The following is a 25,842-nucleotide window of genomic DNA, read 5'->3' as shown; positions in this document are numbered from 1 at the left end:
CATAAGAGTGGGCCCAGGCCACCGCGCAAAACGCCGGTTAGGTTTTTGAATTTGAGAGGTCACATGGCACGTAAGGTCACCAAAGCGATATTCCCTGTAGCGGGGATGGGCACAAGATTTCTGCCCGCGACTAAATCGGTCCCCAAGGAAATCATGACTCTCGTCGACAGGCCTTTGGTACAATATGCAATCGACGAAGCCCGCGCGGCCGGGATTACCGAATTCATCTTCGTGACCTCGCGCGGGAAATCCGCGCTGGAAGACTATTTCGACCACAACCTGATTTTGGAACAGGAACTTAAGGCCAAGGGGAAAGATCAGCTGTTGGAAACGCTGAACGCGACCAACATGGAAAGCGGCGCGATTGCCTATATTCGTCAGCACAAGGCGCTGGGGCTGGGACATGCCGTATGGTGCGCACGTCGCCTGATCGGGGATGAACCCTTTGCCGTCATGTTGCCCGATGACGTGATCGCAGCCGACACACCCTGTCTGCAGCAAATGGTTGAAGCTTACGAGGAAACCGGCGGAAACATGGTCGCCGCAATGGAAGTTCCGCACGAAAAAACAAGTTCGTACGGTATTCTGGATGTCGGCGATAATGTAGGCACGGTGGTCCGTGCAAAAGGAATGGTGGAAAAGCCCAAACCCGATGAGGCACCATCAAACCTTGCCGTGATCGGCCGGTACGTTCTGGGCCCATCCGTACTGTATAACCTTAACCAGAAGAAAAAGGGCAGTGGCGGCGAGATTCAGCTGACCGATGCAATCGCCGAAGATATCGGCAACGGCGTTCCGGTGTTTGGCTACAAATTCGCAGGCCAAAGGTTTGATTGCGGGTCAAAGGCGGGTTTCCTGCAGGCAACAGTTGCATTTGCGCTTGCCCGCAATGATCTGCGCGATGACCTGAGCCAGTACCTGCACGATATCGTTGTTTCGGACAAAGCGGCCCAATAGCGGGATGTGCTTCATCTATAAATTGATGTTTGCGATGGTTCCCGAAGCCATCGGTCAGGGGGAATGAGCGCGATGAGCAACGTTTACCCGGTAATCCTGTGCGGCGGATCGGGCACGCGCCTCTGGCCCTTGTCCCGCAAAAGCTATCCCAAGCAGTTCGTACCGCTTGTCGGAGAGACAAGTCTGTTGCAGCAATGTGCAGCCCGTTTGCGCGGACCGGATGCTGCGCCCTATGCTAAACCATTGATTCTGACCAACGAAGCCTTCCGGTTCATCGTGCCGGAACAATTGGCAGCCATAGGACAAGACCCCGGCCCGATCCTGATCGAGCCCGAGGGCCGTAATACCGCGCCTGCAGTGCTGGCGGCGGCGATGTATCTGGCAGCGGAAAACCCGGATGCCGTAATGCTGGTCGCAGCGTCTGATCATGTTGTGCCGGATGCGAGGGCATTTCATGCTGCCGTGGCTGAAGGTCTGCGGGTCATCGCCGAGCGGCAGGATCTGGTGACATTTGGCATCACCCCGGACAAGCCGGAAACAGGGTACGGATACTTGAAACTTGGCCATGCCCCAGACCCGTCCGGGGCGGCGGTGCCGCTTGACAGATTCGTTGAAAAACCGAACCACGACGACGCCAAAGCGATGGTTTCAGAAGGTACTTATCTGTGGAATTCCGGGATATTCCTGTTTGCGGTCAAAGATATTCTGAACGCCTTTGAACAACACGCCCCTGAACTGATTGCGCCGGTTCGTCAAGCCGTTGACGGCGCGCGAACAGATCTGGGTTTTTTGCGTCTGGACCCCGATGCTTGGACGACGGTTCAGGATATTTCCATCGACTATGCAGTTATGGAAAAGGCCAAAAATCTCAGCGTGGTACCCTATAGCGCGGGTTGGTCAGACGTAGGCAGCTGGTCTGCTGTTCACGAGCTGGGCGAACCGGATGAAAATGGCGTTGCTACGACAGGCAACGTGACCGCAATTGATTGCCGTAACGTGTTGGTCCGGTCGGAATCCGATGCGCAAGAGGTTGTCGCATTGGGGGTCGAAAACATTGTGGCCATCGCCATGCCCGATGCGGTTCTGGTGGCCGGCATGGACCGGGCGCAGGATGTCAAGAAAGCGGTCGAAGCCCTGAAAGCCAAAGGCGCGAAACAGGCGGAATCGTTGCCGGTGGATCATCGCCCATGGGGATGGTTCGAAAGTCTGGTGATCGGCGATCGGTTTCAGGTCAAACGCATCCATGTACATCCCGGCGCGGCGCTCAGCCTGCAATCCCACCACCACCGCTCCGAACATTGGATCGTTGTGGAAGGCACTGCCGAAGTAACCATCGGCGACAATGTGCAACTGGTTTCGGAAAACCAGTCGGTCTATATCCCGCTGGGCGCAACACACCGGATGAAGAATCCGGGCAAGGTGCCTATGGTGCTGATCGAAGTGCAAACCGGCACCTATCTGGGTGAGGATGACATCATCCGGTACGAGGACGTCTACGCCCGCGACTAAGCGCAAGCACATCTCTGGCCGCACAGCGCCCCGTGAGGTGTTTCGTTTCCGCAGTCAAGTTAATGGTTAACAAAGCTCTTACCGGGCGACCTGCCCGGTCGGGTCAGATTCACATCCTTGGGGTCAGGGTGGCGCGCAATCGTCATAAGCCTGACAGCCACCGGAGGATGCCCTGTGCCGCAAAATACACCCAGACTGAACCTGCCATTGTTGCAACCCTCGCAAGCGCAGAAACATGTGACCCATAACGAAGCGCTGAGACTACTGGACCTGTCCGTGCAACTCGGCCTGACTAGCGTGAACGCAACGACTCCCCCGGCCGTCCCGGCTCAGGGAGAAGTCCACGCACTCGGCTCCGCACCCACTGCCGATTGGAGCGGGCATGGAGGCGCGCTGGCTGTCTGGATGGACACTGCATGGCACTTTGTGACCCCAGAGCATGGTTGGCGGGCATGGGACCTTTCATCCGGGCGTCTCAAAGCATGGGATGGATCGGACTGGATCGACCCGCCAGTCGAGACCCAGAACTTGCCGGGGATTGGTGTCAGATCGGGCTATGACAACACAAACCGATTGTCGGTCCGTAGCCCAGCAACCTTGCTGACGCATGACGGCGGTGGTCATCAGTTAAAAATCAACAAGGCTGGCGCGGGCGACACCGCTTCATTGCTGTTCCAGTCGAACTGGGCAGGCCACGCCGAAATGGGTCTGTCCGGCAGCACAGAGTTTTCGATCAAGGTCTCTGCCGATGGCAATACCTGGACCGAAGCCATGAAATTCGATGCTGCCAGCGGCATCGCCAGCGGCGCTGCGGTTCAGACCAACGCCAATGACACCACCCAAGGCCGTCTGATGCGCGCCGACTATGGATACGGGCCGGGCAATCTGCTTGGGGTGGTTAGCGAAAATGGGGGCACACCTTCGGGTGCAGTGATCGAACGCGGCAGCAACGCCAATGGCGACTATGTGCGTTTCGCGGACGGAACACAGATCTGCACTGCAAATCTTTCCCCCGTAGGATGCACCACTGTAGAGGGCGCTTTGTTTGCCAGCCCCGATGCCACCTGGACATTCCCATTGGCCTTCGCCTCTGGCACCTCGCCCGTCACCAGCGGCAACGGCGGAGCGACAACGCGATTCCTGGGCTGCGACGTGTCAACGGATGCTCAGGTAACGCTTAAAGTGTTGTCAACAGCCTCGGATGCGACGGCGCTGGCGCCAAGCGTCATTGCCATCGGGCGTTGGTTCTGATCTCATTGGTTGCCCGGAGTAAAGGCCGGGCAGCTCACAAATCCGCTGTCCAGACGCGGTAACGGCCCTGCCCCGTAACTTCGCGGATCAAACCACGCCGAGCGAAAATATCGAGGTTTCTTTGCGCGGCCGCACGAGAGGCCTTGGTCAACTCCTCTGCCAGTGGGGCCGAGACCATGGGCCAGGCTGCCAACACATCGACCAATAGTGGAGGGATCCTGCCGCTCAGATCCTGAATTCTTTCTCGGGCGCGCAGTTCCCATGCGGCGATACGGTCCAGATGCAGCAACGCAGCCAGCGTGGCCTGACCAGCCCCTTTGACCCAAGCCGCCAATTTCTCATCGGGCTCACCCATGCCACGCAAGGCACCCGGCCCCGACAAGGCCAGCGGCACAAACAGGGCGCCACCGCGCCCCATTGCTGCAGCATGGCGTGCGGCGATGATGGCGGCCTCGGTATCCTGTCCGATACCCTGTGAGATCGCGCGCCACGCGTGAAATCCAACAGCTGCATGTGTCACCGGATGCAGATCGGACACTTCACGCATCACATCAGCCAGGTCAGCAACTGCTTCGGGAACGTCCTCCATACCGTGTGCCTGACGATCCAGAAATGCGGTCAAACCGGTTTCCCAGCCGCTATCTGACGGGCCGGCGCCTTTGGTCAGGCGGCGCACAGCCCAGCCCGCGCGATACAGCGCTTGCACATCATCGCCGGTAGCCCCGATCCGAAGCCCTGTCCACAAGGCCAGCCTGTCAACGCTGATCCGGTCCCCGGTCCACCAGCCAAGATCCGAAACCTCCATCAGCGCCAGCCTATGACCCCAGCCATCTGGTCCGGCGCGCAACCGTTCATCCAACGCCCCAAATGTGACAGCCAGCTCTGCAAGTTCCTTGGATAATCCAGCCTGCGCCGCGCGCCAATCACGAGGATCGAAAAGCGAACTTCGATCAGCCTTTGGGCCGGGCATCGAAAACGTATCTGGCTCCCCGCCATCCTCCGGGGGAAGAAACCACAAATCATCGTCGTCCGGAGCATCAGCGTCATAGATGCTGCGCGGACCCAACTCGGCATCGTCGCCATCTGCATCAGGCTGGACTGGCTTTGGTTTCATGCCCGGTATTCTTCGGGCATTTGAAGCGGTTCACAAGCGATTTTCGATTGTTCCCGGAATCAGCTGGCGAAGATACCCCTCAAGGTGTGCAGTTCATCCCCCAAATCGGATTGATCATCGCTGCCCAACAGCATGTATCCATAGCCGTCCTGTGCCCAGGTTGCTGTTGAAAGACCGCTCAGAACCGCTTGTTTGACGTCCTTGTTGGGTGCCCCTTCGCCCTGTCGAATTACACAGAACGCAAAGGGTTGGCCATCTGCATCTGCAAAGACGATCTGGATCAGAGGTTTGCCCTTGAAGGACAGGATCTGCGCGCGCTTCAGATCCAGCCCTTCCAAACCTTCCAGCGCGTCCCGATTCAGCGAGCGTCCAAGCTCGGCTTCGGCGCGCGCAAATTGTGCGTCCAACGCCTGTGGGGAACTGTTCAGGTTTGAAATAGTATCAGGCGTATAGAGCGACTGATAAATCGCCGCCTGCTGCGCCCAACCAAGCTCTTCCGGGCGCGTGGCCCAAAATGTTGCCGAAACGGCGATCACCGCAACGGATGCCGCAACTGCCAGCAATCGCATAAGCCCGGCACCTGCTTCGGCCCGCACAGGCTGCGGGGCAGGCAGTTCCACATGCGGAACGTCGGACGGCACGGCCTCGAACACCTGTTTAACAACAGGTGCAAAAGGGTCCAGCGCCATCAGGCGCGCCTCAAGCGCGGGATCGTCCGCAACCGCATCTTCAACGGCCCGCGCCTCGGCCTCATCCAGACTACCTTCCAGATAAGCCAGAAGCGTTTCGTCGGGAAACTTCATTTGCCACTCCGTCGCACGGTGTCTGCTGCATCGTGCTGCATAACGGTTTTAAGTTTCTGCCGGGCATTGGACAACCGGCTCATGATCGTACCGATGGGAACATCCAGCATCGCAGCGGCTTCGCGGTAGCTGTATCCCTCGACAAACACAAGCATGACCGTTTCCCGCTGCGCTTCTGGCAGTTGCATCACTTGGGTAAACACCTCAGTGGCGAAAATATTCGTTTCAGAATCGGGTCCGGTAGCAATTAATTCGGCTTCGGGCGTTACCGAGAGCGCCTGAGCCTTACGCACCGACCTTGCGCGCAGTTCGTTCAGCCATATGGACCGACAAATTGTCATGAGCCAACTATCCAGACGCGCATCGGACGTGACCTGATGGTGGCGTTCCAACGCGCGCAGACAAGTTGCCTGCAAAAGATCATCTGCAATATCTGATGCACCCGAAAGGGCCAGCCCGAACCTCCAAACGCGTTTCGAGTGGGTCTGGATCGCGCCGCGGACGGCTTGTTCGGAATTCATTTCGCCACTCATCGAATAAATCGAGACCTGCGTGTGTTTGTCTTTTCATGGGGTCGGGTACGCCCGTTCTGAATTGACATATACTCTGGAGGAAAGAAATGAAACTTCTGTTGAAAACATTCACGATTGCGTTGGCAAGTCTTACAGCCCCGGCCCTGGCCGCAGACTGGACATTGAACCCGGACGCCTCGCATCTGGCCTATGGCACCATCAAGATCGACGATGTCGGAGAGGTCAATTCCTTTACCAACTTGTCCGGACATGTCAGCGAAGATGGCAAGGTCGAAATCGACATCGATCTGTCCTCGGTCGAGACCAATATTGACATTCGGAACGAGCGGATGATCGAGCATGTTTTTCGCAAAGCAGCGACTGCAACCCTGAGTGCCGACATTGATATGGATACGGTATCGAAACTGGGCGTGGGCGAAAGCTCGACGATGGAGGTTGACGCCAAGCTAACTCTGGTTGGCACCGACGTAGAGTTCTATACCGACATGTTCGTTCTGCGCCTGAGCGAAGACACGGTCATGGTTTCGACCAAGGATATGGTGTTCATCAGCACCGAGGATGCGGGCGTTTCGGATGGCGTAGACAAGCTGATGGAACTGGCTCAGTTGCCGGGGATTACGCGGACCGTTCCCGTGACCGCGCGTCTGATGTTCAGCAAGAGCGGTTAGTCTTTGTCCGTTTTGCGGTCGACCATAAGCCGCAACAGCTGATCCCTGGCGCGTGAGATGTGTCGCGCCAGCAATGCGCAGGCCGCGTCTGTCTGACCGGCCTGCGCCAGGTCAAGTAGCTCCCGGTGGTCCTTTTTGGCCGGGTCGCGCTGTTCCATAACGCTCAGATGCAGGCGAATATAGCGGTCAGATTGCAAGGACACGCGAAAAAGCAGTGCATTGGTCAGCGATCGCCCAGCGGGTGCGTAAAGTGCGGCGTGAAACCGTTGGTTCAACGCACCCCACTGGGCCACGTCATTTGCGTCATACGACGCCTCCATTTGCCGCAGGATATCTTCGCACAGGGCCAGTTGCGTGGTCGTCGTGGCAGGAATGGCGCGGCGAAACAGGTCGACCTCAAGCAGAATTCGCAGGTCAAATATTTCGGCAATTTCATCCGGTGAATGTTCCGTGACTGTTGCGCCGCGGTTGTTGGCCAAATGAACCAACCCTTCGGCATCCAGTTGCTTCAACGCCTCCCGCACCGGCATTCGCGAAACATCGTATTCTTCTGCCAATGCCTCCTGCCGGATGGTTTCGCCGTCGCCCAGTTCGCCGCTGAGGATGCGTTCCCGTAGATCATTTGCGATCACCTCGGGCAGGCTCTGCCGTGTTATCACGCGTCTGGCCATGTCACGCGCCCCAGGTATCGCCAAGGCGATAACCGCCAGGCCACGGATCGTCCGGGTCCAGCATGTGCTGATGCGTACCGGTGATCCAGCCACGCCCGGAAATCTCAGGAGTGATCGCGACCCGCCCTTGCAGATCATGCTGATCGACAATGCGGCACCGGAACTCGCTGTCGATAACCGAACGTGCGTGATAGTGATCCGTTGCCTGCATCTGACCCATCGCCAGCATGACCGCCATCCGGGCCGAGGCCCCGGTTCCGCACGGCGAACGATCCAGCTTACCCGGTTTGATAGCCACCGTATTGCGACCTGTCAGGATGTCGCCCTGCCGCTCAAGCGGCCCGGCGAACTGGCAAAATGAGATATGACTCCAGTCCTTGAACGGATGGCTGAACCCCAGCTGCTCATTGGCAGCATCTGTTATTCTTGCCCCCACCCGTGCCAGATCACCGCCTTCGTCGGGCGTAATCGCAAAGCCCAGATCCTCGGCATTCACAATCACAAAGCTGTCGCCGCCAAAAGCCGTGTCCACGCGCAAAGTTCCGATCCCTTCGACCTCGATCCGGGCATTCAGTTTATCGGCAAAGCTGGGAACATTCCGGACAAAGACACGTTGGGCTTTACCATCGCGGCATTCGACCCTTACCCGTACCAAACCACCCGGCGCTTCCAGCGTCAGATGGGTTTCTGGCTCGTGTATCTCAAGGATGCCGCTGTCCAGCAAAACGGTCGCCACGCAGATCGCATTTGAACCCGACATCGGAGGGGTGTCTTCAGGCTCCATGATGATAAAGGCCGCATCGGCCTCGGGGTGTTTTGGCGGCACCAGCAAGTTTACGTGGCGAAACACGCCGCCGCGCGGTTCGTTCAAGACAAAATTTCTAAGGGTTTGGTCATGGGCTACAAATCTGCGCTGATCCCAGACCGAGTCCCCGGGCGGTGGCGCGACACCGCCAACGATCACATCGCCCACTTCGCCTTCGGCATGGGCGGAAACGACGTGAATGATCTTGCTGCTGCGCATTGGGCCTTCCTTAGAACTCAATCCCAGACCGGAATGGGTCAACTGGGTCAAAGAACAGTTGCGCCTCGGCCATGACAAAAGCCTGGCCCGTGATCTGCGGGATGACACCACCGTTCGCCCCCGGTCGGTAGGATAGCCGATAGCTGCTGCCAATCACGCTTTGCTGAACGATCTCTTTTTCAGCGGAGAGTCTCCCGTCAGCCGCCAAACATGCCAGCATCGCAGAACATCCCGTCCCGCAGGGTGAGCGGTCGTAGTTGTCGTCGGGGCACAAAACAAAGCTGCGACCGTGCAGATCTTTGCGCGGCGCCGCACCTTGCAGGATCACATGGTCTATCGGCTCGGCATTTTCGCCGCCGACCGCTTGCGCGATTGATGCTTCCCGAATGGCAATGGCCAATTGAACCAGCTGAGGGATGTTGTCGGTCTCGACAGGTATCGGACTCGGATCGACGATGAAAAACCAATTGCCGCCATAAGCCACATCCCCGGTGACAGCCCCATACAGCGGCACGTCAAGCGAGACGGCCTTGTGAACGCGGCGGCTTTCGATATTGGTCACGCTGACGGTGTTTGCATCATGCAGTTCGACCGTAACAATCCCTGCTGGGGTCTCGATCCGATGCGTTCCAACGTCGATCCGGCCCATATGCGCCAATGTCACCGCAAGGCCGATTGTGCCATGACCGCACATTCCCAGAACCGCATCGACGTCAAAAAAAATCACACCAGTTACGCAGGAAGACTCTAATGGCTCGACCAGCAAAGCGCCAACCATCGCGGGCTGCCCACGAGGTTCAAGCATGACCGAGCGATAAAAGGCTTCATGCTCGCTCGCCAACCGGCGGGCTCGTTCAGCCAGCGGCCCGGAACCCAGATCGGGCGCCCCGTCCAATATGACCCTTGTCGGTTCGCCCCCAGTGTGGCTGTCAATCACATGCATTCGGCGATTACCCCGCCCTGTTTCGACCAATCGGCGAACCAGTTGCGGAACAGGGCATATTGCTGCTCGCAATAATTGCGCTGCGCGTCGGTCAGCGCGTCGGTTTCGTTAAAATGCAGCCGGTATTCGGGCTCGCCGTTCAGGACAAGCAGGTGCTTGTAATACAGCACCAGATCGGGCCCTTCATCGAAACTGGACAGAACGTGGAATGCCTCAGTCAGCTCTTGCGCGCGCATCCGGGCTTCGGCATGGCCCTCGGCGGCCTTGTGGGACAAGGCGGACAGTAGCAATGCTTCACGCGGCAAGGCGGTTCCGATCCCGGTGATCGAACCGGTCGCACCGCAGTTGACGATGCCATGATAGACCTCGGTATCCACACCAACCATCAGCGTAACCTGATCATCTTGGCTAGTGATATACTCGGCAGCATAACGCAGGTCATCACGGCCTCCGAACTCTTTGAACCCAATCAGATTGGGGTGTTCGGCGCGCAGCGCAAAGAACAGATCAGCACGCGTGGCGAACCCATAATACGGGCTGTTGTAGATAATCGCGGGGACGTCGGGCGCAGCTTCGAGAATGGCCCTAAAGTGGTTTCTCTGCGCAGTCGGAGAGCTGCCGCGAGACAATACGCGCGGGATCACCATCAACCCGGCGGCCCCCATCTTTTGTGCGTGCGCAGCATGTGCAACGGCAGATTTCGTGTTGATTGCACCGGTGCCGACCACAACCGGCAGACCGGCATCAATCAACCGCTCGACCCCTTCCATCCTCTGCGCGTCGGTCAGCAGCGGCCAGTCCCCCATCGAGCCGCAATAAACGACCGCTGACATCCCCACCGCGATCATGTCGCGCCCCTTACGGACCAGCGCATCAAAATCCGGTTCGCGTTCAGGTGTACACGGGGTCATCAAAGCGGGCATCGTGCCGGTGAAGATATTGACTGACATCGCGGGAACTCCGTTGCGTATATACACGAATCCTCGTCTATAGGATATTGGATCCAAAATCCAATATGAAAGTCCCGCAATCCGTCTTATCGCAACCTCTCAACCGCAGGCACCGGAAACTTCGAAAAGTTTCCGGCCCGATTTCATTTTGTGAAATCGTATCTCAGCGCAGCCTCAGCCCGGTTTCCGGGTCAAACAGCATCGCACGTTCCGGACGGACCGAAATACCGATCCTATCGCCCATTGTGCTTCGTTGGTCATCCCGTTCCTCGACAATCAGCTTGTCGCCCTTTGACGTCAGCAAATAGGAATAGGACACACCACCAAGCGCCTCGGTCAGATCAACGCTGCAAGTGTCGCCAGAACGGTCGATCTGAATATGCTCGGGCCGAATGCCAAGTGTAACCCTTGTTGCATTGGCCGGAACGCTTTGCGTCACCGGAATATCATCGGTCAGTGCCGGATGCTGCACCTTGCCGTCTACGACGTCGCAATCCAAAAAGTTCATGGCCGGAGAGCCAATGAACCCAGCGACGAACCTGTTGTCGGGATCGCGATACAAATCCATCGGAGCACCAACCTGTTCGATGCGCCCATCCCGCAGCACGACAATCTTGTCCGCCATGGTCATGGCCTCGACCTGATCGTGCGTCACATAGATCATGGTTGCGCCGATTTCATTGTGCAGACGCGCGATTTCGACCCGCATTTCAACCCGCAATTCTGCATCAAGGTTCGACAAGGGTTCATCGAACAGAAATACTTCAGGCCCGCGCACGATGGCGCGACCAATTGCAACGCGCTGACGCTGACCACCCGAAAGCGCCTTGGGCTTGCGCTTGAGATATTGATCCAGTTTCAGAATGTTCGACGCTTCCTGAACCTTCTGATCGATCTCGGACTTCGCCACGCCATTCATTCGAAGCCCAAAGCCCATGTTTTCGGCCACGGTCATATGCGGATAGAGCGCATAGGTCTGAAACACCATCGCTACTCCGCGTTTGGCAGGGTCCATATGCGTCACGTCGCGCGCGCCGATATGAATCTCACCTTCCGATGTCTCCTCAAGCCCTGCTATCATCCGCAACAGCGTGGACTTGCCGCAGCCGGACGGGCCGACAAAGACGCAGAACTCACCATCCTCGATCTGCAGATCAACGCCATGGATGACCTGAGTTTGGCCGTACCGTTTGATTGCCCGATTCAGTGTCACACCTGTCATGTCGCTTGCATCCTGTTATTGATTACGTCTGCGCGGGTTTCCGGGAACCGCCAAGCCTGCGCCTCGGCTCCGATTTGATCGGCTACCCGACGAATTCGCGGAATCCAGGTTTCCAACTGGCTGAAAGTCATCCGCGCGGTTGTTCCCGTGATGGAAATCGCCCCCAGCATCCGCCCCCCTGTGGTCAACACAGGGCAGGCAACGCAGATGATACCGGGTTCATGTTCTTCATCGTCAATCGCGTACCCACGCTGACGTATCATATCAAGATCGGCGCGCAGCGCCGCCTCGGTCGTAAGCGTGTTATCGGTAAAACGGTGATAGCTTTGCTGCGACACGGCTTTACTCAGCGCGTCGTCATCCAGAAACGCCATCATCGCCTTGCCGACGCCGGTACAATAGGCCGGACCAACCTTTCCGGCCTGCGAATACATTTCGATCGGCTGTGCTGCATTGCGTTTGTCGACATAAAGTACCTGACTGGAGTCAAGCTGCGCCAGATGTACGGTCTCACCTGTTTCCCGGCTTAGCGCGTCCAGAAACGGACGCGCAATCGGAGCCAGCGAGCTTTGCGTCCAAGCCGAATGCGCCAGGCGCACAAGGCGCAGCCCCGGAGAATAGGTCTGACGGTCGGGATCGTAGTGCAACATATTCTGGTTGGTCAGGGTCTGCAGAAACCGATACAGAGACGCTTTTGGAAAACTGCTTTTCTCCAGCAGTTCCGCAAAACGGACCGGGCGTCCGAATGCGGCCACCTGCTCCAGCACATCGCATGCTTTGCCGATTGTTCCGTCACCTGCCACGGGTGCTTGTCCTCCTCCTGTGACCGTCGCGCTTATGCACGAGGGTCTTGACAAGACTAACTGATTCGATGTGTAGTTTTCAATATATAAAACAAGGTTTCAATATTTGGAACCACAAATGGAAGCTATAGGGAGGAAACCATGCATTCCATGTTCAAGCGTACTGCTGCCGCTCTGGCAGCCAGTGTCGCACTTGCTGCGCCTGTGGCCGCCGAACTCACAGGCGAGCTGCGGATTTTCCTGGATACATCCAACCCCGCGCCGCGCGCGACAATGGAAGCAATGATCGAGCAGTTCGCAGCGCAGCACCCTGGCCTCGAAATCGAGACCACCGTGATCGACCGTGAGGCGTACAAGACCCAGATTCGCAACTTTCTGACGGCGGACACACCGGATGTAGCCACATGGTATGCCGCTAACCGTATGAAACCTTATGTCGAGGCCGGTCTGTTCGAAGACGTCTCTGACCTGTGGGCCGAAGCCGAAATCGGTGACAACCTGGCGTCGACCAAAGGTGCCATGACCATTGACGGCAAGCAATGGGGTGTACCTTATACCTACTACCAGTGGGGCGTATACTATCGCAAAGACATCTTTGACGAGCTGGGCCTGTCCGAGCCCACCACATGGGAAGAAGAACTGGCCAACTGCCAGAAGATCGTCGATTCGGGTCGCGCCTGCTATACCATTGGCACCAAGTTCCTGTGGACCGCCGGTGGCTGGTTCGACTACCTGAACATGCGCACCAACGGCTTCGACTTCCACCAGCAACTGGCCAATGGTGAAGTGAGCTGGGAAGACGACCGCGTCAAGCAGACCTTCGCCAACTGGAAGCAGTTGATCGACATGGGTGCGTTCATCGACAACCACCAGACCTATAGCTGGCAGGAAGCGCTGCCCTTTATGGTGAACGGTGAAGCTACGGCCTATCTGATGGGCAACTTTGCCGTCGCCCCTCTGCGCGAAGCAGGCCTGAGCGACGATCAACTGGACTTCTACCAGTTCGTTGCGATTAACCCCGATGTCGAACTGGCCGAAGACGCGCCGACCGATACGTTCCACATCCCGGCCAACGCATCGAACAAAGAAGCAGCACGTGAATTCCTACGCTTTGTTGTTTCGCCTGATGTTCAAACCGAAATCAACAACGGCAAGAACCTCGGCCAGCTTCCTGTAAATGCTCAATCGGCGGTCGATGACGACAAGTTCCTGAATCAGGGCTTTGAAATGCTGTCGTCGAACAGCCCCGGTGGTGTTGCCCAGTTCTGGGATCGCGACGCACCGGCTGAGATGGCTAAGGTCTCGATGGAAGGCTTCCAGGAATTCATGGTCAAGCCTGACAACGCAGACAAGATTCTGGCCAAGCTGGAACGCGCGCGTCAGCGTATCTACGACAACTGATCCAGCTTCTTGGGCCGGGCGTGATGCCCGACCCACGTCACTTGCAATCGTAGGGCGGGCTTCAGCCCGCCTTCACCTCACAAAACCCGAGATGCCTCATGACCGCAGCTGTAGACGTCCCCGAACAGGAAAGCTGGTTCCACCGCAATCAGCAGCGCATTGCCCCGTGGCTGTTTCTGGCCCCCGGCCTGCTGTTCTTTTTGGTCTACGTGATCATACCGGTGTTTCAATCTTTCAACTTGTCACTTTACGAATGGGACGGCCTTGGGGCTGCAGAATACGTAGGATTCCGCAACTACGAGGACCTCTATTGGGAATGGGTTGACCGCGACGCGTTTTATATCTCGCTCAAGAACAACCTGATCTGGTTGATCCTGTATCTCGCTGCGATCCCGGCAGGGCTGTTCATTGCCCTGTTCCTGAACCAGACCGTCTGGGGCATCCGCCTTTATAAGTCTTTGTTTTTCTTTCCCTTCGTCATTTCTCAGGTCGTTGTGGGCCTTGTGTTCACATGGTTTTATGACCCAACCTTTGGCCTGCTGAACGAATTTCTGGGTTTTTTCGGCCTTGGCCCACTAAACGTGCTGGGCGACGAACGTTTCGTCACCTACGGCATCATCTTCGCCGGTCTGTGGCCGCAAACCGCCTATTGCATGATCCTCTACCTGACCGGCCTGAACGCCGTGGACCCCGAACAGATCGAAGCCGGACGTCTGGACGGTGCAAAGGGCGCGCGGATGCTGTGGCACATCATCCTGCCCCAACTGCGCCCCGCCACGTTCATCGCCTTCGTCGTGACCATCATCGGTGCGCTGCGGTCCTTTGACCTGATCTCGATCATGACCCAGGGGGGGCCGTTCGGATCGTCCCGCGTGCTGGCCTATTACATGTTCGAGGTCGCGCTGTCCGAATATGGTTTCCGCATGGGATATGGCGCGGCCATCGCCGTGATCCTGTTCCTGATCATGCTCTGCTTCATCGCCTACTTCCTGTGGTCTATGTATCGCGAAGAAAAGGGGCACTGAGATGTTTCCCAAACCCATCGAAAAACAACCCCGTGCGGCGCAAATCACCTATCAGGCCATGCTGCCCATTGCCCTGCTGCTTTGGCTGGGACCGCTTTTGGCTGTGGCCCTGTTCTCGGTCAAACCGGCGGCGGATTTCACCAACGCCAACTACTGGGGACTGCCCTCCAGCTTTGAAGGGGCCTTCAACTACGGGCAGGTGTTCTTCAATTCGGACATGCCGCGATACCTGCTGAACTCGTTCCTGATCACAATCCCTACGGTGATCGGAGCCGTCGCACTCAGCTGCATGACCGGCTTTGCGCTTGGCATCTACAAGTTCAAGTCGAACCTCTGGATCTTTTTCATGTTCGTTGCTGGCAACTTCGTCCCGTTCCAGATCCTGATGGTGCCCGTGCGTGACTTGACGTTGGAATTGGGGCTCTACAACACCAAAACCGGGCTGGTGCTGTTCCACATCGCGTTCCAGACAGGGTTCTGTACCCTCTTCATGCGCAACTTCATCCGTGCCTTACCCTTTGAGCTGATCGAGGCCGCGCGGGTCGAGGGCATCAGCGAATGGCGCATTTTCTGGTACGTTGTTCTGCCCCTGATGAAACCTGCGATTGCCGCGCTCAGCGTGCTGATCTTCACCTTCATCTGGAACGATTACTTTTGGGCTGTCGTCTTGACGCAAGGCGCCGAAAGCCAGCCGGTTACCGCAGGGATTACCAGCTTTAACGCCCAGTTTCGCGCCGCCTATCAATTGATGAGTGCCGGTTCCATCGTCGCGGCCCTGCCGCCGGTCGCCATGTTCTTCCTGATGCAGAAACATTTCATCGCGGGTCTGACCCTCGGTGCCGTAAAATAACGTCAAACCAAAGGTTTGCCAAATGACCAAGATCACCTTTATCGGAGCAGGCTCCACGATATTCATGCAGAATATCGTGGGCGACGCCCTGCTGACCCCGGCACTGGCTGACAGCCACTTTGCGCTGATGGATATCGACCCGCAGCGCCTGGCCGAAAGCGAGACCGTGGCCCGCGCGATGATCCGATCGGTCGGCACAGGGGCCTCGGTATCCACCCACACCGACCGCCGCGCCGCTTTGGATGGTGCCGATTTTGTCATCACCGCGTTTCAGGTCGGCGGGTATCAGCCCTGCACCGTTACGGATTTTGAAATCCCCAAGCAGTACGGCCTGCGCCAGACCATCGCCGACACACTTGGCATCGGTGGCATCATGCGCGGCCTGCGCACGGTTCCGGTGCTGTGGGATGTGGCGCAGGACATGATGCAACTGTGCCCCAACGCCACGTTGTTGCAATACGTAAACCCGATGGCGATCAACACATGGGCCTTGGCCGAGCGGTTCCCGAACCTCAAACATGTCGGCCTGTGCCACTCGGTCCAGAACACCGTCGAAGAACTGGCCCACGATCTGGACCTGCCCAAAGACGAGTTCCGCTATAAGGTCGCAGGCGTCAACCACGTCGCCTTCTTCCTGCGGCTTGAACATCAGGGCCGCGATCTCTATCCCGCGCTTCGTCAAGGTTATGCGCAGGGCAAATTCCCCAAACCGCCCTTGCTGATGCCCCGCTGCCCAAACAGGGTGCGGTACGAGGTGATGGATCACCTGGGCTATTTCTGCACCGAAAGCTCCGAGCATCTGGCCGAATACGTGCCGTGGTTTATCAAGGACGGGCGGGACGACCTGATCGAACAGTTCTCGATCCCACTGGACGAATACCCCACCCGGTGTGTCGAACAGGTGGCGAATTGGAAGGAACAGGCCAAAACCCTGACCGATGGTCGCGACATTGACGTGGCCCGCAGCCACGAATTTGCCGCCGACCTGATGAATGCGATCGTCACCGATACGCCTTACGCGGCTTATGGCAACCTGCCCAATACCGGCCAGATCCCGCAACTGCCTTTGGGCGCTGCGGTCGAAACCCCCTGTCTGATCGACAGCAACGGCGTACAGCCGTCCGTCGTCACTGACATTCCGCCACAATTGGTGGCCCTGATGCGCACTCAGATCAACGTGCAGGAATTGACCGTGCGGGCGCTGACCGACCAAAACCCCGAATACATCTACCACGCCGCGATGATGGACCCGCACACTGCCGCCGAACTGGACCTGCGTCAGATCCGCAGCCTGGTGAGCGACTTGCTCACGGCACACGCCGACTGGCTGCCAGACTGGTGTCGCCCGGCGCGCGCAGCCTGATCTTCATCTTTTCACAAATACTCAAATCCAACCCCAGCCACGAAAAGCACCGCCCGAAATGAAAAAACGCCGCTCTCAGCATTGGTACGGAAAACTTGACAAGGACGGGTTCATTCACCGCTCGTGGATGAAGAACCAGGGCTTTCCCGATCACGCGTTTGACGGGCGTCCGATCATTGGTATCTGCAACACGTGGTCGGAACTGACGCCCTGCAACTCCGGTCTGCGCGATCTGGCCGAGGGCGTCAAACGCGGCGTGTGGGAGGCCGGAGGTTTCCCGGTCGAGTTCCCCGTCATGTCTCTGGGCGAAACCCAAATGAAACCAACGGCCATGCTGTTCCGGAACCTTTTGGCGATGGATGTCGAGGAATCGATCCGCGCCTACGGCATTGACGGCGTCGTTTTGTTGGGCGGCTGTGACAAGACCACGCCGGGGCAGCTGATGGGCGCCGCGTCGGTCGATCTGCCGTCGATCGTGGTCAGTTCCGGGCCGATGTTGAATGGTAAATTCAAGGGCAAGGATATCGGATCGGGCACCGATGTGTGGAAGTTCTCGGAAGAGGTTCGCGCGGGCGAAATGACGCTGCAGGATTTCATGAACGCCGAATCCGGCATGTCGCGCAGCGCAGGGGTCTGCATGACGATGGGCACCGCGTCCACCATGGCCTCGCTGGTCGAAGCGATGGGCATGTCCCTGCCCACCAACGCCGCCCTTCCCGCCGTCGACGCCCGTCGCATGGCGCTGGCGCATCTGACCGGCAAGCGGATTGTCGAGATGGTGGACGAAGATCTCAAACCCTCGGATATCCTGACCAAGGAAGCGTTCGAAAACGCCATACTCGCCAATGCCGCCGTTGGTGGATCGACCAATGCGGTCGTCCACCTGCTTGCTTTGGCGGGCCGCGTCGGGGTGGATCTGACGCTGAAGGATTTCGAGATCGGTTCAGAAATTCCTCTGTTGGTGAATTGCATGCCTTCGGGCAAATACCTGATGGAAGATTTCTGTTACGCAGGCGGTGTTCCGGTCGTTCTGAACGAGCTCAAACCCTTCCTGCGTCCCGCAAAGACTGTGCTGAACAAAGATATTTCGGCCCACTACGAAGGGGCCGAATGCTACAACGCCGACGTCATCCGTCCCTTCAACGATCCGGTTAAACCCGCTGCAGGTTTGCGCGTGTTGCGCGGCAACCTGGCGCCCAATGGGGCCATCGTGAAACCCTCGGCGGCGACGGATGAGTTGCTTGAAACCGAGGCGGAAGCTTTTGTGTTTGAAAGCATTGAAGACCTGAAGGCCAATATCGACCGCGATGATCTGCCGGTGACGGCGGACACCATTCTGGTGCTCAAAGGCTGTGGCCCCAAAGGCTATCCGGGGATGCCTGAGGTTGGAAATATGCCAATCCCGGCCAAACTGGTAAAGCAAGGTGTGCGTGACATGATCCGTATATCCGACGCGCGTATGTCAGGCACTGCCTTCGGCACCGTCATCCTGCATGTCAGCCCCGAGGCGCAAGCAGGCGGCACGCTTGCACTTGTAAAAACCGGGGATCGCATCCGAGTTTCAGCCAGTAAAGGCGAACTGGAACTGCTGGTGGACGACGCCGAACTCAACACGCGCCGCGCTGCGTGGCAACCGGACGATCCGCATTATACCCGCGGTTACGCGAAACTCTATATTGACCACGTCTTGCAGGCCGATCAGGGCGCGGATCTCGATTTCCTCGTCGGCAAAGACACACGCCTTGTGACCAGAGAAAGCCACTAATGGACCAGCCAGCCACTTTCCACGACCTCAACGATGCATCGGTGTTCATCACAGGCGGTGGATCAGGCGTTGGGGCATCGCTAACTGACGGATTTCTGTCACAGGGCGCCAACGTTGCATTTATCGGACGCTCTGATGCCAGCGCCTTTGTCGAAGAGATGCGGGACAAACACGGTCGCGCACCGCTGTTTCTGCAAGGAGACATAACCGATACTGAACTTTTACATACCACAATGGCTAAAGCGGCAGAGGCTTACGGCCCGATCAAAGTGCTGGTCAACAACGCCGCGAATGACAAGCGACACGGTCTTTCGGAAACCACAACCGAATTTTGGGACTGGATGATCGAAGTGAACCTCAAGGCCTATTTCTTTGCCTGTCAGGAAGCTGCGCGACAAATGCAGGACGATGGCGGTTCAATCATCAATTTCAGTTCAATCAGCTACATGATGGGCAATTCCGGCTATCCGATTTACACGACGTCGAATGCAGGGATTACCGGCATGACCCGGTCTTTGGCACGCGAGCTTGGGCCAAAGAAAATTCGCGTCAATGCGTTGGCCCCCGGTTGGGTTCTGACCCAGAAACAACTGGACCAATGGGCCACGCCCGAGGATCTTGCGGCCCATATGGATCGCCAATGCCTGAAGGAGCATCTGGCCCCCGAAGACATGATCGCGCCGACATTGTTTCTGGCATCAGATGCAAGCCGCGCGATGACCGGTCAGTGCATGGTGGTAGATGGCGGTGTGGTGACAACGGGGTAACATAATGACTACAGAATGGATCGCCGTTGATTGGGGAACGTCCCATCTGCGCGCCTGGGCCATGCAAGGGAACCGAGTGCAGGATCAGGCGCATTCGGAAAATGGTTTGGCGCGTATTGCCAATTCAGGTTTTGAGGCCGCACTACTGGATATCGTCGAAGACTGGCTGGACGAGATTCCGGTCGATGTCATCGCCTGCGGAATGGTCGGAGCGCGACAGGGTTGGGTCGAAGCGCCGTATTCCGCTGTGCCAACCGCCCCGGTGCCAGGGGTTCCTATCCGCGTACCCGATACAACCCCGCGCATTCGGGCCTTTGTGGTGCCCGGGCTGAAACAGCTCGACCCACCCGACGTGATGCGAGGCGAGGAAACACAGATTGCGGGCTTTCTTGCATCACATCCGAATTGGGATGGCGTGTTGTGCCTGCCGGGTACGCATACGAAATGGGTGCAGGTCATTGCCGGTGAAGTGGTCAGTTTTCGTACGTTCATGACCGGTGAATTGTTCGATCTGCTCAAAGCTAAGTCATTGCTTCAGCATTCTGTTGGTGAAGGTTGGGATGACGCCGCCTTTGCCGAAGCCGCAAATGATGCGCTTTCCAAACCCGAACAACTGGCTGCACGTCTGTTTGGCCTTCGGGCTTCGGATTTGCTGAATGGTCAGGATCCGGGCGTTGCACGCGCACGATTATCTGGCCTGCTGATCGGTGCCGAACTTGCCGCCACCCGCCCCTACTGGCTGGGTCAGCAACTGGCCATCATAGGGGCCGACACGCTGACAGAAATCTATGCAAAGGCACTAAACCAGCAAGGCGCTTTTGTTGAAACTGCAAATGTCACTCAGACCACACTGGCCGGCTTGGCATTGGCCCGCGAAATGACAAGGCAAACAGCATGAGCCGCCCCATTATTGCTATTCTGCGCGGTCTGAACCCGTCAGAGGCTGAAGCCGTTGGTCGCGCTCTGATCGAAGCGGGTATAGACAAGATCGAGGTTCCGCTGAATTCACCTGATCCGCTGGACAGTATCGCGACACTGGTTAGCGTATATGGGGATCGCTCCCTCATCGGTGCGGGAACGGTTCTGACTGTTCAAGAAGTTGAACAAGTGGCGGGTGTTGGCGGCAAACTGATTGTGTCACCCAATTTCGATGCCGATGTGATTGGCCGTTCCGTTGAATTGAACCTTCAAAGCTGGCCCGGGGTGTATACCCCGACCGAGGCTTTTGGCGCGTTGAAAGCCGGGGCCTCTGGCTTGAAGCTATTCCCGGGCGTCATGGCTGGTCCTTCGGGCCTTGCCGCTTTGCGACCCGTGTTGCCCAGGGGAACGCAGATCTACGCCGTTGGCGGCGCAGGTCCCGAAAACTTTGGCCAATGGACAAAAGCAGGTGCGGATGGGTTCGGCATAGGGTCCGCGTTGTTCAAGCCGGGGATGAGCGTTTCCGAAATATCCGATCGCGCTCAGCAGATCGTGGCGGCCTATGACGAGGTCGCGGCATGAGCCAGGTCTTCGACGATCGTCCATGTGAATTGGGCGAAGGGCCATTGTGGCACCCTGAACGGCAGCAATTGTTCTGGTTCGATATTATTGGCAAACAGCTGATGACGCGCGAAAACGGAGCACCCAAAAGCTGGCAATTCGATGAACACGTCTCTGCCGCGGGGTGGGTGGACCGGAACACGTTGCTGATCGCGTCGGAAACCGGCCTGTGGCGGTTTGGACTGAACAGCGGTGAAAAAGAACTGATCGTCCCGCTTGAGGATGATAACCCTATAACCCGATCCAACGATGGGCGCGCTGATCCCTGGGGAGGATTCTGGATCGGTACGATGGGAAAACAGGCCGAACCCGGTGCAGGCGCGATATATCGCTTTTGGCGCGGGGAATTGCGGCAGCTTGTGACGGACATCACGATCTCGAATGCGATTTGTTTCCCACCGGTAAAGCCATGCGCATATTTCTGTGACACTGTCTCGAAAAAGGTCATGCGGTGGGATCTGAACCCGGAAACAGGATGGCCAGTTGGAGAAAGCAGTGTCTTTCTAGATTTGCAGCGGGATGGTCTGAATCCGGACGGAGCGGTTGTGGACGCAGATGGAAACATCTGGATCGCCCAATGGGGATCGGCTCGGGTCGCGGTCTACGACGCTGCGGGACAGTTCCTGCACGCAGTGCCCATCGATGCAATGCACACGTCATGCCCTGCCTTTGGCGGCAATGATCTGACAACACTATTCTGCACGACTGCACGAGAGGGACTGAGTGCAGAGGCGATTGAAGCACAACCCGCCAATGGAATGACCTTTTCCGTACCAAACTCGGGTCAGGGTCAGGCGGAACACAGAGTTATCTTATGAAGCCCGAACTTGGCGTTTGCTACTACCCCGAACATTGGCCCGAGGCGATGTGGGCTGACGATGCTGCCCGCATGGTCGAAACGGGCCTGACGTGGGTCCGTATCGGTGAATTCGGATGGAGCCGGATGGAGCCCACTCCGGGGGATTTGCGGTTCGATTGGCTGGACCGCGCGGTCGAAACACTGGGCAAAGCGGGCCTGAAAGTTGTCATGGGCACGCCGACGGCGACACCTCCGCGCTGGATGCTGGACAAATACCCGGACATGCTTGCGATGGATGCACAAGGTCAACCGCGCAAATTCGGCTCTCGCCGTCACTATTGCTTTAGCCACCAGGGCTATATCCATGAATGCGAACGCATCGCGCGGATCATGGGGGAACGTTATGGTCGCAATCCGTATGTTGCCGCGTGGCAGATCGACAACGAATACGGCTGCCATGACACGACGATCAGTTACAGCACCTCTTCGCTGAATGCCTTTCGGGGCTGGCTGGCAAGCAGATATGGCACGATTGAGGCTTTGAATACGGCGTGGGGCAATGTGTTCTGGTCAATGGAATACAACCACTTTGACCAGATCGAATTGCCAAATCAGACCGTGACAGAACCGAACCCGGCGCATGTTCTGGCCTTTCGCCGCTTTGGCTCGGATCAGGTGGTTGCATTCAACAAGGCTCAGGTCGACATATTGCGAGACCTCACTGATGCCCCGTTATTGCACAACTACATGGGCCGCGAACTGGCTTTCGATCATTTCCACGTCGGTGCCGATCTGGATATCGCGACATGGGACAGCTATCCCATCGGATTTCTATCCGACCGGCTTGAGGCTGATGAGACCCACAAAACAGCCTTTTTGCAGCAGGGCGATCCTGACATGCAGGCCTTTCATCATGACCTTTATCGCGCGGTTGGACGTGGCCGCTGGTGGGTGATGGAGCAACAGCCCGGACCGGTGAACTGGGCGCCCTACAATCCGGCGCCCCTGCCCGGCATGGTCCGACTTTGGTCGCTTGAAGCTGTGGCTCATGGGGCCGAGGTTGTCAGTTATTTTCGCTGGCGACAGGCCCCAATGGCGCAAGAACAGATGCATGCAGGCCTTCTAACGCCACACAACCGCGCAGCACCCGCTCTGGCCGAGGCACGCCAAACTGCTAACGACTTGGCTGCTTTGGGCGATGTGGTACAGACGCAAGCACAGGTTGCGATTGTTTTTGACTATGCCTCTGACTGGGCATGGGCGACGCAGCCACAGGGCGCAGGGTTCGACTATTTCCGCCTTGCCTTTTCGGCCTACAGGGCATTGCGCCGGGCAGGTTTATCAGTGGATTTCATATCAACTGCCGACATCGCGACCCCGGCTTACAAGTTGATCCTGGCGCCGGGATTGGCGACGATGGACGACATTCTCATCGAGCAGATCTGTGATGGCAGTAACCTCGCAGTGTTGGGGCCACGCACCGGAGCCATCGATCGAGACTTCAATATCCCGGCTCGGGGCCGCCCGGGCATCCAACAACTGGATTGCGATGTTGAATTGGTTGAGACCTTGCCACCTTCTGCCACACGCCCAGTTCAAGGTGGTGGTGCCGCACGGCACTGGGTCGAACGCCTGTCCGGCGATGGCCCAGATTTGCTTAGCTATTCGGACGGCACCCCCGCATTGAAAGGTGGAGATGGTCTTTGGTATCTGTCGGGCTTCCCCGATGATGATCTGTGGGATCGGATCATCAACTTGGGCGCGAAAGAGAGCGGTGTGGACCTTTATCCCATGCCCGATGGTTTACGCAGACGCGAAACATCAGATCGTGTTTTCATGATCAACTACAATGCGCATCCCGTCGAATGGGGCGGTCAGGTCGTAGATGGTTGCGATGTTGCCATCCTTGCGCAAGACTAGCGTCACCTCAGCAGAATAGCGCGAGCGTCAATTAGTTTGATACCGCTAACATAAGCTGCTAGGGGCAATGTGGCAGATCTTGTCCACAACAGGTTGCGCGTATGAAATACACTCGTTCCGATTTCCCGGAGTCGTTTCTTTTTGGCCTGTCAACGGCCACGCCCGGTCTGGAATTACAGGCAAATGGGTTTGACGGTGTCCGGTTTCCAGTCCGTTGGGCCGAAATTCTGCCGCAATGGCGCGGGCATCCCGATCCAAATGCTTTGGAGCATTTCGACCGTCTGACTGATCGTCTGCTGGAAAATGGACTTCGCCCATGCGTGGTTCTGGACGCAAATCCCCTACCCCTTGATCTGGCGGACCGTGGGGGCTGGCGCAATCGAGATATCGCCGATCGCTTCGCCAATTTTGCCGAAATCATCGCCTTGGGATTTGGCGACCGGTTGTTCAGCCTTGCGATCGGGGATTCGGGGCGATCGCCCGATTCAGACAAACGCACCCTCGCGCGCGAGATGCATCATCGCCTTTTGTCTAGCGGTCGCGCCGTTCAGGCGCTGCGCACGCTTGGGATGCGCAACATCGGTGTCGAGTTTGACCTGAGCAATCCAAATACCCAAGCCTTACATCAGGCCGTTTTTAGCGGCTCATATCCGGATAGTTTTGTTACCGCATATGGTGATCATCTTCCTGAAGGGTATGAGGATGACTTTCCGATCATAACAACCGCAATCGACTGGTATGGTCTGATAACGCACAACCCCGTCGCCGCAGAGACCGTCGAACCCCTTTCGACGGACCTGCCGCTATACATTACCGTTACTGCCCAAAACGACTCCGAGATGGCAGATCATGTCGAGGCCGTACGCCCCCTACCAAGGACCGCGGGCCTGTTTGTTCAAACCCCGAATGCGAAGGTGCTGGAAGCATTACGCCCGGCTCTGTCAACAGCTCAACCTGCCCCTTGGGTTCCCTCGGCAGGTGCAATGCACGATCACTGGACTTTGGTCGCCGATATTGGCGGTACCAACACAAGACTGGGGGTCGTCACCAACGGAGAGCTGACAGATCTCTACAAATACCCCACCGGCAATCTGGCGGATTTGCGCTCCGCCCTTCACAGCGTGCGCGATACGGTGGGCACTGACCCACGGGCGGTTGTAGCGGCGGGCGCAGGACCGGTTCGCGATGGGGTAATCCACCTGACCAATGCAGACCTTGCCTTGTCCGAGGCCGAGCTGGCCAACGCAACCGGAGCGCAGCGGACATTTGTGATCAACGACTTCACCGCCGCCGCATGGTCGGTGGCGAACGTGACCGCCGTCGATGTTACCGTCCTGCAAGGGGCCGAAACACCCCCTGCGGGCACTCGGCTGGTGGTGGGCCCCGGCACTGGGCTAGGGGTCGGCGCGCTGTTATACTCGGAAGGGCATTATCACACGCTGTCCGGCGAGGGTGGCCACATGGGCCTGTCCCCGCGCCACCGGGACGAGGTCGAAATTTTCGACGCCGCGCGCCACATCGCACCCGATTGCTTCTTTGCAGACAGCCTTGCGATAGAAGCAGAAATGTTCCTCAGCGGGACCGGCCTGCCGATCCTGTATCAAGCTGTTGGTCTGGCCAGCGGACAGGCAGAGATGCCCATCCGGTCTGCCAAAGATATCCTGCAGGGCGCACGCGACGGAAACGATGCCATCGCCGTCAAGGCGGCCCGGATGTTTACCGAGCATCTGGGAGCGATCATGGGCGATCTTGCCGTCGCCCTTATCCCCACCGGTGGTGTGTTTTTGGTCGGCGGAGTGGCTGAGAAAAACCGCTGGCTTTTCGGTCAGGATTTTTGCGACGCTTTCAATGCGGGGGGGCGGTTCGATGATTTGCGGCGCGGTATGAACCTTTATATTTCGGAACTGGATGAATTTGGCATCATTGGCGCCAACAACTTCTGCAAAAATGCGCTGGCGCATTGAG

At 57.6% G+C, this 25,842-nt stretch carries 24 protein-coding genes; 15 read left to right on the top strand and 9 right to left on the bottom strand.

Features of this window, described 5'->3' with window-relative positions:
* Window positions 1-63 precede the first annotated feature (63 nt).
* The 3 genes from galU (at window position 64) to ACR0FG_RS02805 (ending at window position 3,717) form a co-directional block, all read left to right on the top strand.
* Window positions 64-957, top strand: a complete 894-nt coding sequence (gene galU, locus ACR0FG_RS02815) for a UTP--glucose-1-phosphate uridylyltransferase GalU (RefSeq protein ID WP_170710736.1) — start codon at window positions 64-66, stop codon at window positions 955-957.
* Window positions 958-1,029: 72 nt separating this feature from the next.
* Complete coding sequence (locus ACR0FG_RS02810; RefSeq protein ID WP_480889860.1) at window positions 1,030-2,466, top strand: mannose-1-phosphate guanylyltransferase/mannose-6-phosphate isomerase; 1,437 nt, start codon at window positions 1,030-1,032, stop codon at window positions 2,464-2,466.
* Between the two features lie 174 nt (window positions 2,467-2,640).
* Complete coding sequence (locus tag ACR0FG_RS02805; protein ID WP_480889857.1) at window positions 2,641-3,717, top strand: DUF2793 domain-containing protein; 1,077 nt, start codon at window positions 2,641-2,643, stop codon at window positions 3,715-3,717.
* A 34-nt stretch (window positions 3,718-3,751) separates the two neighbouring features.
* Here ACR0FG_RS02805 and ACR0FG_RS02800 read toward each other — a convergent pair whose 3' ends face one another.
* Genes ACR0FG_RS02800 through ACR0FG_RS02790 form a run of 3 tightly spaced genes read right to left on the bottom strand, consistent with a single transcriptional unit; the run spans window position 3,752 to window position 6,155 of the window.
* Window positions 3,752-4,831 (bottom strand): helix-turn-helix domain-containing protein, encoded by a 1,080-nt coding sequence (locus ACR0FG_RS02800; protein WP_480889854.1) that lies wholly within the window; start codon window positions 4,829-4,831, stop codon window positions 3,752-3,754.
* A 59-nt stretch (window positions 4,832-4,890) separates the two neighbouring features.
* A complete protein-coding gene (locus ACR0FG_RS02795) occupies window positions 4,891-5,634 on the bottom strand; it encodes an anti-sigma factor family protein (protein ID WP_480889852.1) in 744 nt (247 codons plus the stop codon).
* Window positions 5,631-6,155, bottom strand: a complete 525-nt coding sequence (locus ACR0FG_RS02790; RefSeq protein ID WP_480889849.1) for an RNA polymerase sigma factor — start codon at window positions 6,153-6,155, stop codon at window positions 5,631-5,633. The genes ACR0FG_RS02795 and ACR0FG_RS02790 overlap by 4 nt, the downstream gene beginning before the upstream one ends.
* 98 nt (window positions 6,156-6,253) lie before the next feature.
* Between ACR0FG_RS02790 and ACR0FG_RS02785 the strand changes: the two genes are divergently transcribed.
* Window positions 6,254-6,835: a YceI family protein gene (locus tag ACR0FG_RS02785; protein ID WP_480889846.1), complete on the top strand. Its 582-nt coding sequence runs from the start codon at window positions 6,254-6,256 to the stop codon at window positions 6,833-6,835.
* On the opposite strand, the gene ACR0FG_RS02780 is transcribed toward ACR0FG_RS02785, so the two are convergent.
* From ACR0FG_RS02780 to ACR0FG_RS02755, 6 genes are all read right to left on the bottom strand, one after another.
* Window positions 6,832-7,506 carry a GntR family transcriptional regulator gene (locus ACR0FG_RS02780; RefSeq protein WP_480889844.1) on the bottom strand — a complete coding sequence of 225 codons (675 nt, stop codon included), beginning with the start codon at window positions 7,504-7,506 and terminating at the stop codon, window positions 6,832-6,834. The genes ACR0FG_RS02785 and ACR0FG_RS02780 overlap by 4 nt on opposite strands.
* 1 nt (window position 7,507) lies before the next feature.
* Window positions 7,508-8,530, bottom strand: coding sequence for a trans-3-hydroxy-L-proline dehydratase (locus tag ACR0FG_RS02775; RefSeq protein WP_480889842.1), 1,023 nt, complete (start codon window positions 8,528-8,530; stop codon window positions 7,508-7,510).
* 10 nt (window positions 8,531-8,540) lie between these two features.
* A complete protein-coding gene (locus ACR0FG_RS02770) occupies window positions 8,541-9,473 on the bottom strand; it encodes a 4-hydroxyproline epimerase (protein ID WP_480889840.1) in 933 nt (310 codons plus the stop codon).
* On the bottom strand, window positions 9,464-10,423 hold the full coding sequence (locus ACR0FG_RS02765) for a dihydrodipicolinate synthase family protein (RefSeq protein ID WP_480889838.1): 960 nt from the start codon (window positions 10,421-10,423) through the stop codon (window positions 9,464-9,466). Before ACR0FG_RS02765 ends, ACR0FG_RS02770 begins: the two co-directional genes overlap by 10 nt.
* A 163-nt stretch (window positions 10,424-10,586) precedes the next feature.
* On the bottom strand, window positions 10,587-11,645 hold the full coding sequence (locus tag ACR0FG_RS02760) for a sn-glycerol-3-phosphate ABC transporter ATP-binding protein UgpC (protein WP_170710747.1): 1,059 nt from the start codon (window positions 11,643-11,645) through the stop codon (window positions 10,587-10,589).
* On the bottom strand, window positions 11,642-12,448 hold the full coding sequence (locus ACR0FG_RS02755) for an IclR family transcriptional regulator (RefSeq protein ID WP_480889835.1): 807 nt from the start codon (window positions 12,446-12,448) through the stop codon (window positions 11,642-11,644). The genes ACR0FG_RS02760 and ACR0FG_RS02755 overlap by 4 nt, the downstream gene beginning before the upstream one ends.
* Window positions 12,449-12,589: 141 nt before the next feature.
* Between ACR0FG_RS02755 and ACR0FG_RS02750 the strand changes: the two genes are divergently transcribed.
* The 11 genes from ACR0FG_RS02750 (at window position 12,590) to ACR0FG_RS02700 (ending at window position 25,841) form a co-directional block, all read left to right on the top strand.
* A complete protein-coding gene (locus ACR0FG_RS02750) occupies window positions 12,590-13,849 on the top strand; it encodes an ABC transporter substrate-binding protein (protein ID WP_480889832.1) in 1,260 nt (419 codons plus the stop codon).
* A gap of 98 nt (window positions 13,850-13,947) precedes the next feature.
* Entirely contained in the window at window positions 13,948-14,874 is a 927-nt protein-coding gene (locus tag ACR0FG_RS02745) for a carbohydrate ABC transporter permease (RefSeq protein WP_480889830.1), read from the top strand.
* Window position 14,875: 1 nt separating this feature from the next.
* Complete coding sequence (locus tag ACR0FG_RS02740; RefSeq protein ID WP_170710751.1) at window positions 14,876-15,724, top strand: carbohydrate ABC transporter permease; 849 nt, start codon at window positions 14,876-14,878, stop codon at window positions 15,722-15,724.
* Window positions 15,725-15,746: 22 nt separating this feature from the next.
* Window positions 15,747-17,087, top strand: coding sequence for an alpha-galactosidase (gene melA / locus ACR0FG_RS02735; RefSeq protein WP_480889827.1), 1,341 nt, complete (start codon window positions 15,747-15,749; stop codon window positions 17,085-17,087).
* 58 nt (window positions 17,088-17,145) lie between these two features.
* Window positions 17,146-18,852, top strand: coding sequence for an IlvD/Edd family dehydratase (locus ACR0FG_RS02730; RefSeq protein ID WP_480889825.1), 1,707 nt, complete (start codon window positions 17,146-17,148; stop codon window positions 18,850-18,852).
* A complete protein-coding gene (locus tag ACR0FG_RS02725; protein WP_480889823.1) occupies window positions 18,852-19,619 on the top strand; it encodes an SDR family NAD(P)-dependent oxidoreductase in 768 nt (255 codons plus the stop codon). The genes ACR0FG_RS02730 and ACR0FG_RS02725 overlap by 1 nt, the downstream gene beginning before the upstream one ends.
* Before the next feature lie 4 nt (window positions 19,620-19,623).
* A complete protein-coding gene (locus ACR0FG_RS02720; RefSeq protein ID WP_480889822.1) occupies window positions 19,624-20,517 on the top strand; it encodes a 2-dehydro-3-deoxygalactonokinase in 894 nt (297 codons plus the stop codon).
* Window positions 20,514-21,119 (top strand): 2-dehydro-3-deoxy-6-phosphogalactonate aldolase, encoded by a 606-nt coding sequence (locus ACR0FG_RS02715; RefSeq protein ID WP_480889819.1) that lies wholly within the window; start codon window positions 20,514-20,516, stop codon window positions 21,117-21,119. The genes ACR0FG_RS02720 and ACR0FG_RS02715 overlap by 4 nt, the downstream gene beginning before the upstream one ends.
* Window positions 21,116-21,976: an SMP-30/gluconolactonase/LRE family protein gene (locus ACR0FG_RS02710; RefSeq protein WP_480889818.1), complete on the top strand. Its 861-nt coding sequence runs from the start codon at window positions 21,116-21,118 to the stop codon at window positions 21,974-21,976. The genes ACR0FG_RS02715 and ACR0FG_RS02710 overlap by 4 nt, the downstream gene beginning before the upstream one ends.
* The gene (locus ACR0FG_RS02705; protein ID WP_480889817.1) at window positions 21,973-23,877 is read left to right on the top strand and encodes a beta-galactosidase; all 1,905 of its coding nucleotides are present in this window, start codon (window positions 21,973-21,975) and stop codon (window positions 23,875-23,877) included. Before ACR0FG_RS02710 ends, ACR0FG_RS02705 begins: the two co-directional genes overlap by 4 nt.
* Window positions 23,878-23,978: 101 nt before the next feature.
* Entirely contained in the window at window positions 23,979-25,841 is a 1,863-nt protein-coding gene (locus ACR0FG_RS02700) for a family 1 glycosylhydrolase (RefSeq protein WP_480889815.1), read from the top strand.
* The last annotated feature ends 1 nt before the right edge of the window (window position 25,842 follow it).

The sequence above is a fragment of the Ruegeria sp. E1 genome, from assembly GCF_056534225.1.
Note: the sequence above shows the minus strand (reverse complement) of the source record. Positions and strands in the feature narration are given on the sequence as shown.

Excerpts from the sequence above, each read along its gene's own strand:
- galU (WP_170710736.1), top strand. The coding sequence starts at position 64 with ATGGCACGTAAGGTCACCAAAGCGATATTCCCTGTAGCGGGGATGGGC.
- ACR0FG_RS02810 (WP_480889860.1), top strand. The coding sequence starts at position 1,030 with ATGAGCAACGTTTACCCGGTAATCCTGTGCGGCGGATCGGGCACGCGC.
- ACR0FG_RS02800 (WP_480889854.1), bottom strand. The coding sequence starts at position 4,831 with ATGAAACCAAAGCCAGTCCAGCCTGATGCAGATGGCGACGATGCCGAG.
- ACR0FG_RS02795 (WP_480889852.1), bottom strand. The coding sequence starts at position 5,634 with ATGAAGTTTCCCGACGAAACGCTTCTGGCTTATCTGGAAGGTAGTCTG.
- ACR0FG_RS02790 (WP_480889849.1), bottom strand. The coding sequence starts at position 6,155 with ATGAATTCCGAACAAGCCGTCCGCGGCGCGATCCAGACCCACTCGAAA.
- ACR0FG_RS02785 (WP_480889846.1), top strand. The coding sequence starts at position 6,254 with ATGAAACTTCTGTTGAAAACATTCACGATTGCGTTGGCAAGTCTTACA.
- ACR0FG_RS02780 (WP_480889844.1), bottom strand. The coding sequence starts at position 7,506 with ATGGCCAGACGCGTGATAACACGGCAGAGCCTGCCCGAGGTGATCGCA.
- ACR0FG_RS02775 (WP_480889842.1), bottom strand. The coding sequence starts at position 8,530 with ATGCGCAGCAGCAAGATCATTCACGTCGTTTCCGCCCATGCCGAAGGC.
- ACR0FG_RS02770 (WP_480889840.1), bottom strand. The coding sequence starts at position 9,473 with ATGCATGTGATTGACAGCCACACTGGGGGCGAACCGACAAGGGTCATA.
- ACR0FG_RS02765 (WP_480889838.1), bottom strand. The coding sequence starts at position 10,423 with ATGTCAGTCAATATCTTCACCGGCACGATGCCCGCTTTGATGACCCCG.
- ACR0FG_RS02760 (WP_170710747.1), bottom strand. The coding sequence starts at position 11,645 with ATGACAGGTGTGACACTGAATCGGGCAATCAAACGGTACGGCCAAACT.
- ACR0FG_RS02750 (WP_480889832.1), top strand. The coding sequence starts at position 12,590 with ATGCATTCCATGTTCAAGCGTACTGCTGCCGCTCTGGCAGCCAGTGTC.
- ACR0FG_RS02745 (WP_480889830.1), top strand. The coding sequence starts at position 13,948 with ATGACCGCAGCTGTAGACGTCCCCGAACAGGAAAGCTGGTTCCACCGC.
- ACR0FG_RS02740 (WP_170710751.1), top strand. The coding sequence starts at position 14,876 with ATGTTTCCCAAACCCATCGAAAAACAACCCCGTGCGGCGCAAATCACC.
- melA (WP_480889827.1), top strand. The coding sequence starts at position 15,747 with ATGACCAAGATCACCTTTATCGGAGCAGGCTCCACGATATTCATGCAG.
- ACR0FG_RS02730 (WP_480889825.1), top strand. The coding sequence starts at position 17,146 with ATGAAAAAACGCCGCTCTCAGCATTGGTACGGAAAACTTGACAAGGAC.
- ACR0FG_RS02725 (WP_480889823.1), top strand. The coding sequence starts at position 18,852 with ATGGACCAGCCAGCCACTTTCCACGACCTCAACGATGCATCGGTGTTC.
- ACR0FG_RS02720 (WP_480889822.1), top strand. The coding sequence starts at position 19,624 with ATGACTACAGAATGGATCGCCGTTGATTGGGGAACGTCCCATCTGCGC.
- ACR0FG_RS02715 (WP_480889819.1), top strand. The coding sequence starts at position 20,514 with ATGAGCCGCCCCATTATTGCTATTCTGCGCGGTCTGAACCCGTCAGAG.
- ACR0FG_RS02710 (WP_480889818.1), top strand. The coding sequence starts at position 21,116 with ATGAGCCAGGTCTTCGACGATCGTCCATGTGAATTGGGCGAAGGGCCA.
- ACR0FG_RS02705 (WP_480889817.1), top strand. The coding sequence starts at position 21,973 with ATGAAGCCCGAACTTGGCGTTTGCTACTACCCCGAACATTGGCCCGAG.
- ACR0FG_RS02700 (WP_480889815.1), top strand. The coding sequence starts at position 23,979 with ATGAAATACACTCGTTCCGATTTCCCGGAGTCGTTTCTTTTTGGCCTG.